Genomic DNA, 15,882 nt, shown 5'->3' with positions numbered 1-15,882 from the left:
TACCTTAATACGCCATATTTAAAATAATAAAGGTCACCTATTCTTTGTTTTATCACACTGGTGACCATTGTATTGCTTATTATTGTAAATTTAATGATAACTTCATTGATAGTATTATCATACTAATAGGATCGCAACTCTTTTCGACGAATCATAATTTTGGAAGCTCAACTATCTCAGAGCGAATAAATACAAGTTAAATCAATTCAATGGGTTGATAAGTAAAAACCCCGACCAAAGTCGAGGTTTTGTACTTTAAAGATTATATAAACTTAGAAAGAATAACGGGCACCAATTGCAAAAGTGCGTGAATATATACCGTTACCAAAGTTATAGATGTTTTCGTTGCCTTCACCATAATAACTTTGATACACATCGTCGAGTATATTTGTAGCATCAAAAGTCACCACAAAATCATCTGTTACATCATAGCTAAATTGGAAATCTAAACTTTGTTCTGAACGGTTCCAAAATTGCAATGGATTAGCAAAAATAGCCGCTTCGTTACCGGTATAGAACTCTGAACGCCATACATACGATAAGCGCATATCGAACGAATCTCGCTCATAAATACCCACCACACTATATGATTGATCAGATACACCAGCCATACTTGAATCTACATAACCGCTAATGGTTCCATCGTTGTTATACTCAGGTAGTGTTTGAGATGAATCTAGTGCGGTAAAACTTGCTTGCAGACCAAGCCCATTTAGCATTTCAGGCAAGTTATCCGGGAAATATACTAAACCAAGTTCCAAACCAGATAATTCGCCTTCACTTGCATTAACAGGGGCACTAAGCGCGTAAGGAATAATGTCACCATTCTTATCAGGTCGCATCACAACTTTTCGCCCTGGGACTATTCGGCTATCTATTTCTCGTAAAAAATAAGTTGCGTAAAGTGAACTTGAATCGGCAAAATACCACTCTAAAGAGATATCATAATTTGTCGACTCTTCAGGTTGTAATTGCGGGTTCCCTCCTGTGCCCGTCCCATTCTTAGTTCCCTCTGTAAGAGGATCCGTAAAATACTGCAAGGCATTTAAATCTGCAAAATTAGGCATACGTAAGGTATTAGTGTAAGCAAAACGACCTATCACATCATCGGTTATATTCCAGTTTAGAACTAAGCTTGGCAGTAATTTACTGACGTCTGCGCTCGCAGAGCTTGAATCAAAAATATTAGTATTTGTTCCAGTTTCTGCTGTGAAGTCCATATCCTGCTCATATTTGACATAACGCACCCCAAATTCCCCACTTATATTTTCAGTTATGAAAAAATTAGTGGTTGTATATAATGCATACGAGTTTTCTTCAATATCTAAGGTTTTATAAACATTTTCGGCTTCTAGACCATACACGTTGCGTACTGCACCAGCGTTATCAAGCATGTAACCACCATCAGCGGTAACGAAGTTACTGAATGTATCTGCCCTGCCATCGAAGTAATCATCCACATGGAATACAATACCGGATCCATCACCAGTAGTTCCTGCTGCGGCCAATTGTTGAATTAAACTTTCAACACTAGTATTACCAATCCCACCTTCATTTGTTCGAGTGAACTCTTCAGCTGTGCGTTTTTCGTAGCGACCGCCAAATTTCACTTTATCTATGAATCGACCACCAAAAAGATATTCAGCGTCAAAAGTAAATGTCGTAGAATCCCCGCGATTACCACCGCCGTTATCATACACCGTACCCGCATTCCAATTTTGTATTGCAGCCATATCAGCTTCATTTACTGCGGTGTTAGGATCATCCCAAAATGCAATCCCAGGAACTCCGTCATTATCATTAAAATCAACATTTAACCCTTTGGCTACACGGTCAAAGCGCATTGCAAAAAAATCAGTTTCAAATTCACTTTCTTGATAAACAACTTCAGTGTTAATTGTTAAATATTCACTAGCTTGCCACTGTGCACCTAGTGCATATAAGTAACTATCTGTTTTACCATATGAGAAATCACCACTTTGGAAACCACCTGCATTAATCGCTTGTTTTTCTTTAACTACATTAGTGCCATCGAAAATAGTTGGTGTTTCAATATTGCCATTGCCGTTTTCAAACGTGTTTGAAAACCACATCGCATTTTGTGACTCGTTTTCATACCCGGTGTAAAAACCTTCGGCGGTTATTTCTAAAGTATCAACCGGTGCCCACTGCAACGAGATAGAAGCTGCTGGACGTTTACGTAAACCAGTAAATGACGTACCAAAGATAGCATCACGTGCTATTAAATACTCTGTCGGCTCACCTTCAACGTTTAGTTTAGACCCTGGAGTATTAGGTAAACCGTTCTCTTGACCAATCTGCCAAACCTTGTTTCCTTGCGAGTCATATTCAGGAATACGTGAATAAGGAGAGTACATTGCTTGCGGATTATTAGTAAAAAATGGAAACGCTGCACCTGCAGTTATCGTATCATCACGATAATTGGTTTCAGAGTACGACACATTAAACAGTGCACCAAACTCACCAGCGCCGTCAATTTCCCAACGATTACTTAGCAGTGCACTAATATTTGGGTCAACTTTATCTGGTTGATCGGAGTAAATACCACGTGCAGCTAAAACAACTTTTTGGCCATCAAAGTTAAACGGGCGATTTGTTTTAATGTCGATTGAACCCGCAATACCTCGCTCGACTTGATCTGCTGATCGCGTTTTATAAACTGTTACGCCAGATAGTAAGCTCGCCGGAATATCTTGCAGTGCAACATCGCGCCCTGCACCGGTAAAAATATCTCGACCATTGACCGTAGTATGAACATCCGTTAGACCACGAATAGACACAGTACTCACTTCACCAGCACCACGGCCTGTGGTTTGTACACCAGTAACCCTTTGTAGTGCTTCAACTACATTGTTATCTGGGAACTTGCCAATATCTTCTGCAATAATAGAGTCGACAATTTGTGTACTAAAGCGTTTTTCAGCCAGTGCCTTATTTAAGCTACCACGAATACCAGAAACCTGAATAATTTCAATGTCGTCTTTCTCAGCATTTACCGATGCATTATCTTCTTGCTGCGCATATGCAAACTGACATGAAACAGCCATGATTATTGCACTAGCTATGTGTGTTTTTTTGAACATGAGTGGTGTTCTCCATTTGTTTTCCCCAGAAGGCTATTACCCTCTGCTTCCCCTTATTTACAAACTTGTTGTCAGAGCCTGTATTAAGGTTGCCTTTTATTATGTTAATTATTTGCTGCCTGACATTGATAATATTGTATGATTAATTAACAGTCAACTGATAAAAATAAATAAATGTTAAATAAAAATCAAAAAAACAAATCTTGGCAACAAGGCCATAAAAAACAATTGGTTGATGAAATATAATCTTACGGGAAAGATAGAAGTATCAAAAAGTGAAATATAACTCATCCTAAATCAAATAGTTATTATACTACAAATTAACAGCTCACTTGAAAGGGTATGCCAATGCTCCATAGCTATAACATATATTAAGATCGGTAATTCCAAGTACGGGGAAACAAAAAAGACGAAACAATTAGCTTTACAAGCAATGGGAATAATTTTCTGTATAATATGAATAAGCATAAAAAACCCCGAGGTTATCGGGGCTTTTTATACTCTAATTTACATTAGAATGAATACCGTGCACCTAAAGCAAATGTACGAGAAAAAATACTACTTCCCGCATTAAATAGATTTTCGTTACCTTCTCCATAATAAGTTTGATACTTATCATCTAACAAGTTAGTAGCATCAAATGTGACAGTAACATCTTCTGTAATGTTATAACTAACTTGGAAATCTAAACTTTGCTCTGGGCGATTCCAAATTTGTAATGGATTCGCAAAAGTAGCATCCGTTGTTCCGCTATAAAACGCTGAGCGCCATAAGTATGACAAACGCATATCAAATGACTCTCGCTCGTAAATACCAACGACACTAACTGATTCATCAGAAACGCCTGTCATACTTGTTTCAGTATAACCAGTAATATTACCTAGCGAATCAAAGTCAGGAGTGTCCTGCGAAGAGTCTAAGTTAGTGTAACTTGCCTGCATACCTAAGCCATCAAGAACGGCTGGCAGATTTTCTGGGAAATAGACTAATCCTAACTCGAGACCAGATAATTCACCATCTGACGCATTACCAGGAAAGCTAACAACGTATGGACGAGTTTCACCATCATCGCCTTCGCGTACAACATTTCTACGTGATGAAATGACTAACCCATCAATTTCACGCTTAAAGTAAGACGCGTATAAAGAACTTGTATCAGCAAAATACCACTCTAGCGATAGGTCATAATTTTTTGACTCAGTAGCTTGTAAATTAGGATTACCAGTACTACCGGTACCATATTCTTGCGCTTTAGTAATTGGATCTTCGTAACGTGCCACAGAGCTTAAATCAGCGTAATTAGGCATTCTTAGTGTTTCTGTATACGCAACACGCCCGACAATATCTTCTGTAATATTCCAGTTTAGAGATAAACTTGGTAGCAATTTATTGATACTTTCTGATTCAACGGTTTGGTCATACTGAGCAGGATTCTTAGATAATAGTGATTGAAACTTCATATCTTGATTATATTTCACATAACGAGCACCAACCTCACCGCTAATATTTTCAAAGAGATAAAAATTCATTGTGCTATATAAAGCATAAGAATCTTCTTTAATATCAAACGTTTTATACTTATCTTCTTTGTTAAACCCATAGACAGAGCGAACAGCATCTACATTATCAAGTAAGTAACCACCATCTGCTGCGATAAAGTTATTGAAAACGTTAGCTCGGCCATCAAAGTAATCATCAACCTGATAGATAAGCCCAGATCCGTCATCGCTTACACCTGCTTCAACTAACTGGCTCATGAAATTAGTTAGCGATGTTGGTTGATATTTATTCTGAGTACGGGTGAATGCTTCTGCAGTACGTTTTTCGTAGCGCCCACCAAAAGAAACTTTATCAATATATGTGCCACCAAATAAATATTCTGCGTCAAACGTAAACGCAATTGAGTCACCACTGTTGCCATCACCATTGTCATATAGATCAGCAGCATTCCAGTTTGCAACAGCGCTCATATCAGCTTCATTTACAGGTGTATTAGGATCGTCTTCGTATACGACTGCGGGTACACCCCCACCATTATTATAATCAACGTTTAGAGTAGGAAAAGTTGCGCGATTAAAGCGCATTGCTAAAAAGTCGCTTTCATAATCACTTTTTTGATATACCAGTTCACTATTAATGGTCAGATAATCTGATGCTTGCCACTTCGCACCCAATGCGTATAAATACGTGTCTGTTTTTTGAGAAGTAGCATCACCACTTACAAAACCATCTGCGCCGAGGGTTTGTCTTTGCTTTATGACATTTGTGTCATCGTAAGTAACCGGTGTTTCAATGCCGACGTTATCATTGTAACTAAACGCATGCCATAATGAATTTTGTGACTCATTACGATAGCCAGTATAAAAACCTTCAGCCGTTAACTCTAATGTATCATTAGGTGCCCATTGAAATGAGGCTGTTATTGCTGGGCGCTTACGTTCACCGCTAAAAGAGTTACCAAAAACAGCGTCACGGCCAAGTAAATACTCTGCTGACTGGCCATTTATATCAAGCGCTGAACCTGGTGTTGTTGGTAGGCCATTTTCTAAGCTCTGCCAAACAGAGGTTTCGTTACCCGGTGCTCCTAACGTTCTAGGAATTGGAGAATAAGGTCTAAAACCAGTAGCTGGTTGGTTTGTGAAATAGGGTAATGCAGCCCCTGCAGCTAATGTATCATCGCGGTAGTGCGTTTTAGAATAGGAAACATTGACCAGTGCACCAAACTCACCCGCACCATCCAAATCCCAACGATTACTTAATAACATACTTAAATTAGGGTCAACTTTGTCAGGTTGGTCTGAATAAATACCGCGTGCTGCTAGTACTACTTTTTTACCATCAAAGTTAAATGGACGCTGAGTTTTAATATCAATCGAGCCAGCTATACCACGCTCAACTTGCTTTGCCGATCGCGTTTTATATACGGTAACACCAGAGAGTAAGCTAGCAGGAATATCTTGCAGCGACACATCACGACCTGAGCCGGTAAAAACATCACGGCCATTTACAGTAGTATGAACATCGCTTAGACCACGAATTGATACACTGCTGACTTCACCGCCCCCACGGCCGGTAGTTTGTACACTTGAAACTCGCTGTAGTGCTTCAACGACATTATTGTCAGGAAATTTACCAATGTCTTCGGCAACAATCGCATCAACAATTTGTACGCTAGCGCGTTTTTCATCTAACGCTTTGTTTAAGCTACCGCGAATGCCTGATACTTGAATAACTTCGATATCATCAGTGCTATCTGGCGGTGTATTTGTTACTTCATCCTGTGCATAAGACAGTTGGCATGAAAATGCCAAAACTATTGCACTGGCTATGTGTGTTTTTTTAAACATTAGCGGTGTTCTCCAAATTATAGTTATATCGGAACTCTGAACTATCCAATTAAGTTACCGAAGAGTGACCACTGCATTGCCCATTGTATGTTGTCAAAACAGTATACGAGATATCTACATTTACTATGTATATAGATTAACACTCGGACTTTAATCATATTGTATGACTATTTAACGGTCAACTCAAAAAACAACAAATTCAAATAACCTGTAAAGAGTAGTTAACACCCACTCCATTGAAATAGTTGATTTATTAGCTTGTTTCATCTAGCCACCTAACAATTAAAAAGGTAAGGCTATGCAATTCAAAAACTTAAAGTCGACAATGCGAATAACAATCACATTAATACTGTGTAAAAATATAAATGCATTGCAACTATATATTTACCTCGGTTATGCTGATGTCATCACAATAAAAATACAATAATACAATTAATGGTGTTTTTTATTGTACTTTTACTAATTTTTAGTACTCACAGCTGCCATGAATTAACTAAAACTACACATAAGCGCAGACACTTTGGCTTACACCATCTATAAGGATACATATGAAAAATAAATTAACAGCCCTTGCGTTACCATTACTCTTATCGAGCGGTATGGTTGCAGCACAAAACCCATTATTTACCGACGTGTTCACCGCAGATCCTGCGGCATTAGTTCATAAGGACACAGTTTATCTTTATACCGGTCATGATGTTGCCCCAAATAATGATATTTTCTTTGAGATGCATGACTGGCTTGCTTTTTCATCAACCGATATGGTGAATTGGAAAAAGCATGGCCCAATAATGAAAGCCACTGACTTTAAATGGGCTAAGGGCGATGCATGGGCAGCGCATATGATTGAACGTGATGGCACCTTTTATTTCTTCACCACTGTTCGCCATGATGAAACTAAACCTGGTTTTGCAATTGGTGTCGCAACGTCGAAATCTCCTACCGGACCATTTAAAGACGCTATAGGTCATGCATTGGTTACTAATGATATGACTACCCAAACACCGAATGATTGGGATGATATAGATCCGGCCATCTACGTAGAAGAAAACGGTGATACCTACCTATTTTTTGGCAACTTAATGCCTAAATATGTAAAACTAAGTGATGATTTATTAAGCCTAGACGGTGAAATCAAAACCATCGACTTACCTAATTTCACTGAAGCTTTATGGGTTCATAAGAAAGATGAATATTACTATGTTTCTTATGCATGTGAATTTCCAGAAAAAATCTGCTACGCAATGAGTAAAAGTATCCATGGCCCTTGGCAGTACAAAGGCATTCTCAATGAGATTGCCGGTAACAGCGAGACTAATCATCAGTCAATTATCGAGTTTAAAGATAAAAGTTACTTTATTTACCATACAGGTGCAGTACCACCAAAAGATGGCAAGCCAAGTGGCGGACGTTTTCGTCGCTCAGTTGCGATTGAACCACTTATATACAATGATGATGCTACCTTACAGCGTATCATCATGACCACTGAAGGGTTGAGTAAAGACAAATAACTCAGTCAACGAAGGGGCTCTCACTGCAGAGCCCCTATCACCGTGGTTTAAAAAATTGTTCGCTGGTGAATAAATCTACTTACAAAGACGATTTTCAATCGCTAACTGCGTTGAGTTAACTTGCAATAGGTAAGTGCCTGACGCGTAAACTCGCCTTGTTAATTCTGATAACTTTCTAGGTAGACACTTTATTAACCTTTATAATTTTAAATCAAAGCATTCGTAAATACCTTTACCTGAGATCTGGTTAACCCCCTCTATTTTCGCGTAATACTTACATTACTTGCTGTAAATAAGCGAAAAATCGTCGCAAATCATTGCTTGATGATAATTGAAACACAGCTGTAAGCATTGTAAACAAAGCACTTTTTATTTACATACCAATTACTTTTGCAAAAGTATTTGCACATTTGAAATAGTACTATAAAATTACAATACTACGTAGTTGCTATTTACGTTAGGTGCACAGCAATTTTATTGACAACATTAAATAACAAAAATCCCAGTTATAAGAGGACATTAAAAAATGAAACTAACCAGATTAGCGATGGTGATCAGCTGCGCTTTAGCTGTTACAGGATGCGGCTCAGACAGCAATTCAGCGCCCGAAGGCGTATTAGCGGCACAACCTACTGCAACCGCAAAGCCAACTGTAAGTAGCAGTGTACAATTTAACAACAATGGTAATGTAACAGTGACGAATGTTGCCGTGCATGATCCGTCGGTTTTAAAAGTCGATGATACTTATTATATTTTTGGCTCACATTTAGCTGCCGCTAAATCGACCGATTTAATGAACTGGGAAATGATTTCAAGTTTATCAGCAAACAGTGCTGTAAATGAAAGCCCGTTGTTTGATTTTAATTACACAACCGAAATTGCAGAGGGTATTGAATGGACTGATGGCTTTACCGGTAACTGGGCTGCTGATGTAATTAAAGCACCCAACGGCAAGTTTTGGTTTTACTACAATCATTGCGCTCAAGATAATCCAGATACACCTAACACTGTTGATGAAGTATGCTTTAATCGCTCTTATTTAGGTCTTGCAGAAGCAGACTCTATTGAAGGTCCATACAAAAATAAAGGCATTTTTTTACGCAGCGGCTACCGTACTGATGATGAATTTGCTAAGTATCCATTAGATAATGGGCAAACAACATGGGCTGGCGCTGTAGATCCCAATGCCATTGACCCCGCCGCTTTTTATGATAAAGATGGCAATTTATGGATGGTGTACGGTTCATACTCTGGCGGGATATTTGTACTTGCTATAGATGAAACAACAGGCATGCCTGAAGCAGGACAAGGCTATGGAACTAAACTAGTCGGTGGTGACTTCCGTGCTATGGAAGGTGCATTTACTATGTATAGCCCTGAAAGTGATTACTACTATCTTTTTTACTCAGTTGCAGGATTTGCTGCTAATGATGGTTATAATGTACGTGTTGCACGTTCAAAGAACCCACAAGGTCCTTATTTAGATAATGCGGGCAACGATATTGCCTCTGCAGGCGGCCTTGAAATAGGTGAAAAACTATTAGGTGGTTTTGAATATACCCAAGAGCTCGGAGAAACAGCACCAGCTTGGGGTTATCAATCACCGGGTCATAACTCAGCGTATTATGATCAGGCATCGGGCAAACATTTATTTGTCACTCACACTCGCTTCCCATTAAGCTCTACTGAATTTCCAGAAAGTGCTGAAGCACACCAAGTACGAACCCATGAAATGTTCATTAACCAACTTGGTTGGCCTGTACTTTCACCACAACGCTATGTTCCACTCAATGGTGAGAATGTACTATCGATGGACGAAATCCAAGGTTATTACAAATTCATAAACCATGGTACAACCGTTAATACCAGTGCTATTCGTTCAACTCACATTGCACTTAATGCTGATAACTCAGTAACAGGCAGCGATCCTGGTACTTGGTATCCTAGCGATGATTCTAATACCAATATTAAACTAGTATTAGAATCTGGCACTTACTTTGCCGTCGCTAAATGGCAATGGGATGATGCCAATAAAGCACTTGTACCAACGCTGTCGGGAGTATCAAGTGAAGGAGCAACGGTTTGGGCAACTAAAGTTGACGATATTACGGCAACAAGCGATATCCTTGCCACTGTTGCTCAAGCGTTGGATATTAAAACTGAGTTAAGTATTGCAGATGAAGGTTACTCATTACCAACTCTTGGTAAAGATGGCGCACAAATCAGCTGGCAAAGTAGTGATGAATATTACATAGGTAGCGACGGTGCAGTATTTATTCCAACCCCAGACCTTGGTAATAAATCAGTGACGCTCACAGCCAATATTGAGCTAAACGGCCAAACCACGAGTAAAACATTTACAGTTAATTTAACCGCACGTCCTGAGTTTAAAAATGCGATAGCACATTATTCATTTGAAAATGCGCTCACAGATAGCTTAGGAAATTTACCAAGTGCCACAACTACTGATAATAATTTGTTAAACACCGGCGCAGGTAATCAAGCGTATGCTGCTGGGCAAACAGGCCAAGCATTTAGTTTTGATGGTGCAACAGGTGTCAGATTACCTGATAGCTTTATTCAATCAAGTGCATACACTGTTTCTTATTGGTTGAAACCAACGGTTTTAACTGATTTTTCACCATCATTCTTCGCCACTGCGACTGTTGATAGATGGATGAGCTTGATCCCTGGTAACACTCATTTTACAACCACACCAATGCTATGGAGCAAATATTTAGATGATGCGGGTGTTGAACAGTGGAACCAAATCATTTCTGCAACCCCGGCAACGCTTACTTGGTCGCATGTTGCAATCACTTATGCCAACGGCGAAGCTAAACTTTACCGTGATGGGGTTTTAGCAGGATCAATGCCACGCGCTGATTTTTTTAGTAATGCAACGGGTAACTTTGCACTTGGCGTAAACTATGGCTGGGATTTACCATTCCAAGGCGAGATTGATGAATTAATAGTATATGACTATGCCCTTGGTAACTTAGACATCAATGCAGCTGCTATCAATAACTTAACTGATCCAACAAAATTCGCTGGTTTTGTAAAAGATGCATTAGATTTAGGTGATGTATCAGCAGTGCGTGATAACCTCACTCTACCGCGTGTTGGTCCATTTGTATCCGGTATCAGTTGGACATCAAATAATGAAGAATACCTAAAACCTGTTAATGGCACAGCTATCGTTAATCAACCAAGTGCGTTGGCAGGCGATCAAATCGTCACCTTAACTGCAACGATTAACTATAAAGGCTTCACTGACACTAAAACCTTCGATGTTACCGTTAAATCACTTGCCCCTGCGCAATATAGCTTTGAAGGTGATTTAGCTGAGCTTGAAGGCGTTTACGGTAAAGGTAACGCAACCGGTAACCGGATAGATAACCAAGGCGGTGCTGTCACTTTCACTGACGGTATTATCGGTCAAGCTGTACATCTAGATGGTAATGTTGGAGTGAGATTACCTGATAACTTAATTACAACGAATGACTATTCAATTTCACTGTGGTTAAAACCAGATGTATTTACCAGTTACACGACTGCATTCTTTGCCGGTGCAAATTCGTCAACGTGGTTAAGCCTTGTCCCATCAATGGATGGTACTGATAAAACTCGACTTTGGGCAACTACGGGCGCATTTTTCGATAACGGTGAGCTTGATACTCGTATACCTAAAGACAAATGGACTCACTTAGCCATGACTGTCGATGGTAGCAATGGTGATACACTAAAAATGTACGTAAATGGTGAATTAAAACTTGAAGCTGCAGGTTTTCCACGTGTATTCACTGTTGCAGGCGAGACCAATGAATCTGCGTTAGGCGTAAACTATTGGGATACGCCTTATGCTGGTGCAATTGATGAGTTAAAAGTATTCAGCGGTGCAATTGATGCTGATGCAATTAAAGCACTCTTTGATGCAGCAACTGCACAAGAATAAACTATTTTGGGCGAGCTGCCTTGCCCAATAGTTTGTTGTCGTGAAAAGCCAGACGAGAGTCTGGCTTTTTTATTTATCAATTATTTCAAAAAATCACTTATCTTCTACCGCACTATTTGTACTATAATAACAACTTAGTAAGGGCTATGTACCGTATTCTTATGTTCTTATACCCTGTTTTTGCTTTGCCAAAATGACAGCATTTAAAGTTATTGCTAACGGCGGCTGAATGGACACCTTATTTCCTTTTGAGCATATGCTGTCTGAGATTAATTCATATGGTTACTTAGTGATAGCACTGGGCAAAAGGCAAAACAGCCTTGATGACAAATTCTTAAATAAGGCCAGAAATAGCATGCTCCCTCACGTCATTGATTGGATTAGAGCACAATTTGCGAATCTGCTCAGTGAATTTTACCAAAGCGCAAATCTGCAAAAAATCGCTATTGCAGGTCAATTCTGGGATGGCGCGCAACTTTTTGCTACAGCAAACTATAAGCTTGATTGGCAATTAAAAGATAAGCAAAGCAATTTTAAAGGAATGATTATGAACGTATCAAAACTTAAACGGCTTTTATGGGCCACATTTTTTGCTACAGCTGCAGCCAGCGCAAACGCAGAACCATTAACCCAAGTCAGCGTGGCACAGGGCAAACTTGAAGGCACGGCCCAGCAAAACTTAGCCGTATTTAAAGGCGTGCCCTTTGCTAAACCACCGGTTGGAGAGTTGCGCTGGAAAGCCCCTCAACCTGCCGAAAAATGGCAAGGTGTGCTTAAAGCACAAGCGTATGCCCCTGCCCCAATTCAAGCAGGCGATCCCGTATCTGGGAGCAGTGAAGATAGTTTATATCTGAATATTTGGACGCCCGCGCAATCAAATAATGAAAAGCTCCCGGTGCTCGTTTGGATCTACGGTGGTGGCTTTAGCTTTGGCAGTTCATCAGATCCTATTTTTGATGGTAGCGAACTTGCCAATAAAGGCGTGATAGTAGTGTCTATTGCTTATCGCGTTGGTCAATTAGGTTTTTTAGCCCATCCTGAACTTAATAAGGAAAGCCCAGTTGGCGTATCAGGTAATTATGGGTTGCTCGACCAACTAGCCGCCTTAAAGTGGCTTAAACAAAACATTAGTGAGTTTGGTGGTGATGCAAATAATCTTACCATTGCGGGTGAATCTGCGGGCGGCATTTCGGTTAGCATGCTTGCCGCCTCACCGTTAGCTAAAGGGTTATTTAACAAAGTTATCTCGCAAAGTGGTGGTTCATTTGGTCCTACTCGCATTAAGAACTACCCCGGTGAAAACATGTCAACCTTACAACAGGCTCAAACAGAAGGTTTCGACTATGTAAAACAGTTTGGCACAAGCTCCATTGCACAACTGCGAAAAATGAGCGCAAAAACTTTTATACCAAAAGGCTGGTCACTTCCCGGTGGTTGGCCCATTGTTGACGGCTATGTGATAAAAGACGACCAATATAAGCTCTATCAGCAAGGCAAGTTTAATGATGTACCTGCTTTAATTGGTTATAACTCGGATGAAGGCGTCAGCTTTGTGTGGGACCCTGATGTTAATAATTTTGTTGATGGAGTAAAGACTCGCTTCGGTCAATTTGCGCCAAGTTTACTTGAGGCTTACCCTGCTGCAAAAAACAGCATCCCTCGCAGCGCCCGTAATCTGGTGCGTGATGCTGCCTTTGGTTGGCATACTTGGAGCTGGGCTAAGTTACAAACTGAACATGGAAGAGCCCCTGTTTATTTATATTACTTTGATCACCATCCTGAGCGTAAACTTGGCGGCAAAGATGAAGATCATGGCTCTGGCCACGGTCATGAAATAGCCTATATGTTTAAAAACCTTAATAAAGCAGATCCGAATGTAACTAAAAATGATTTAAAAATGTCAGATATAATGGCAACCTACTGGACTAACTTTGCCAAAAATGGCAATCCAAATGACGATGCATTACCAAATTGGCCTGCTTTTAATAATGACAAACCCAGCACTATGTATTTTCAACAGCAACCAAAAGTCGGCCCAGTGCCCGACAAACAAGCGCTAGAAACACTTGATCAGTATTTTAAATGGCGCCGCACACCAGCCGGTGAAAAATGGGCTAACCAAGTTCGTTAGTCTGCACCTATCCAAATAAAAGCCAAATTAATATTTGGCTTTTATTTACATGCCTCCCCTTTAGTAACGCCTCTTTCAGCCGATAAGTATGATTAAATCACATTATAAAGAGCCATGATGCAGATACATAAACCACTGGGACAGCCAATTGCGTCACCATCAGAGTCTACGGTAAAAAGTAACGATACTACTGGCTATCGTTTATCAGAAAAAGAGTTAGACAATATATCAGGCCGGGAAACTAAAGAGAAAGCAGAAAAAGAGGCCAATTCAGATATGCCCGATCACATCGCTAAAATGATCGAACAGCTGAAAAAAATCAAAGAACAGATTGAACAACAAAAAGAGCAACTCGAAAAGTTAAAAGCGCTAGATAACCAGCAAGATGAAGCTGTTAAAGCACAAGTCGAAGCGCAAACTAATATGATTGTATCAATGCAAGCTCAAATGGGTTCGTTAGTTCAAACCATCGCTGAAGCGATGAAAGAAGCTGGTATTACCGACACAGGTGCACTTGTCAGTGCCATGGTGTGATCAACTGAAATCGCGATTAGTTGTTACTATTGTAGTACTGCTCATATTCTATTATTAGCAATCGTGTTTTTAGCTATACTTAAATAAGCGCAATATCAACAATTAGGCATAATTATGAGTTATAAAAACTGGCCAATCGCTAGGCAGATTGGTGCACTCGTATTTCCTTGCTACAGCAATTTTTACTGACAAAAGTAAATCGGCCATTAAAATGCCTTCTGCTACCAGGCGCAATAAGCTTTGCAATTTAATCACCAAAATAATTAGTGATTGTTTAATCGATAGATTTTTAGTTAAAGGAACCGCTTTTTATTTGTAGATACTTTTCGATAGTTTTATCTTTCTTATCTGATGCAAGCACTTCATCTAAAGATTTCTGAATTTTTGTTATCATTTCATCTGATGTTTTTTTATTAGCTATCATGTAATAGCCACCTTCGTTCGACAGTAAATAGGCTTTTTCAATTGCTGACTGATCATAGCCCAGCGTTTTCATTTGATAGGCTAAATCTAATGGATCTCCAGGGATCAGATCTGTCCTTTTTTTAAATAAAGCTTTTAATATTTGTTCTGAATTAACAGTAACATAGTAGTCTATATTTTCTTGAAAGTGATTACGCTTAAGGAATTGCTCAACTGAACCGCCCATCAGCACACTAGTTTTATATTGTTTGATATCTGCGATTTTGTTGATCTGTATATCAGATCGGGAATTTAATTTATACAGATATACCTCTCTGGTGTGCAAAGGGCCAATCCATTTATACATATTTTCGAGCTCAGGAATGCGAGCTACTGTAAAAAGCAAAGTGTTAGGAGTTTGTTGGACAGTGTATAAAGCGCGTTTAAAAGGATAAACTAACAGTTTGTATTTGATGTTCGCTTTTTGCAGCGCGGCTTCTACTAACTCTGTGCTAATACCAACTAGCTTACCACCTTTGTTAAAATTATAAGGTGGCCAGTCGTTCAACAAAATTGTAAGTTCAGGCTCTGGATCCTGAGCATTTGCATTTATATTTGACAATAAACTCAATAATAAAATCATTCTTAATATCATGAGGCTTCCTATTCCTGTGCCTGCTTCTATCTATAAAAAGCGCTATTTTTTAAGTTTATTTTATAATTATCTTTGGCTTTACCTTACATATTAGCAGCCTACGCTAACATTACACTTGGTTCACTGTATCTTACAATTATGGACAATCAAATTGTACCTTTGCTGCGTCACCTTACACTAATTAAATTAGCGACAACAGCTTAAAATACAACCACCTTTTATATTGAGCGAATCGCTTAACTT

7 protein-coding genes are annotated in these 15,882 nt (G+C 39.4%); 4 read left to right on the top strand and 3 right to left on the bottom strand.

What is annotated here, in order from left to right; translation table 11 throughout:
• Nucleotides 1–272: 272 nt before the first annotated feature.
• Complete coding sequence (locus H5158_RS04685; protein ID WP_182739565.1) at nt 273–3,104, bottom strand: TonB-dependent receptor; 2,832 nt, start codon at nt 3,102–3,104, stop codon at nt 273–275.
• Nucleotides 3,105–3,616: 512 nt separating this feature from the next.
• Nucleotides 3,617–6,451, bottom strand: a complete 2,835-nt coding sequence (locus H5158_RS04680) for a TonB-dependent receptor (RefSeq protein WP_182739564.1) — start codon at nt 6,449–6,451, stop codon at nt 3,617–3,619.
• Between the two features lie 548 nt (nt 6,452–6,999).
• Here H5158_RS04680 and H5158_RS04675 point away from each other — a divergent pair.
• The 4 genes from H5158_RS04675 (at nt 7,000) to H5158_RS04660 (ending at nt 14,582) form a co-directional block, all read left to right on the top strand.
• Nucleotides 7,000–7,962 (top strand): glycoside hydrolase family 43 protein, encoded by a 963-nt coding sequence (locus tag H5158_RS04675; RefSeq protein ID WP_182739563.1) that lies wholly within the window; start codon nt 7,000–7,002, stop codon nt 7,960–7,962.
• A gap of 526 nt (nt 7,963–8,488) precedes the next feature.
• On the top strand, nt 8,489–11,917 hold the full coding sequence (locus H5158_RS04670; RefSeq protein WP_182739562.1) for a LamG-like jellyroll fold domain-containing protein: 3,429 nt from the start codon (nt 8,489–8,491) through the stop codon (nt 11,915–11,917).
• Between the two features lie 229 nt (nt 11,918–12,146).
• Entirely contained in the window at nt 12,147–14,048 is a 1,902-nt protein-coding gene (locus H5158_RS04665) for a carboxylesterase/lipase family protein (RefSeq protein WP_259399417.1), read from the top strand.
• Between the two features lie 114 nt (nt 14,049–14,162).
• Nucleotides 14,163–14,582, top strand: a complete 420-nt coding sequence (locus tag H5158_RS04660; protein WP_259397091.1) for a hypothetical protein — start codon at nt 14,163–14,165, stop codon at nt 14,580–14,582.
• A 289-nt stretch (nt 14,583–14,871) separates the two neighbouring features.
• On the opposite strand, the gene H5158_RS04655 is transcribed toward H5158_RS04660, so the two are convergent.
• On the bottom strand, nt 14,872–15,639 hold the full coding sequence (locus tag H5158_RS04655) for an ABC transporter substrate-binding protein (protein ID WP_182717785.1): 768 nt from the start codon (nt 15,637–15,639) through the stop codon (nt 14,872–14,874).
• Between the last annotated feature and the right edge of the window lie 243 nt (nt 15,640–15,882).

The sequence above is a fragment of the Pseudoalteromonas sp. SR45-6 genome, from assembly GCF_014163545.1.
GTDB classification, from domain to species: domain Bacteria; phylum Pseudomonadota; class Gammaproteobacteria; order Enterobacterales; family Alteromonadaceae; genus Pseudoalteromonas; species Pseudoalteromonas rhizosphaerae.
The sequence above is the reverse complement of the archived record's forward strand: the minus strand, read 5'-3'. Positions and strand labels throughout refer to the sequence as shown.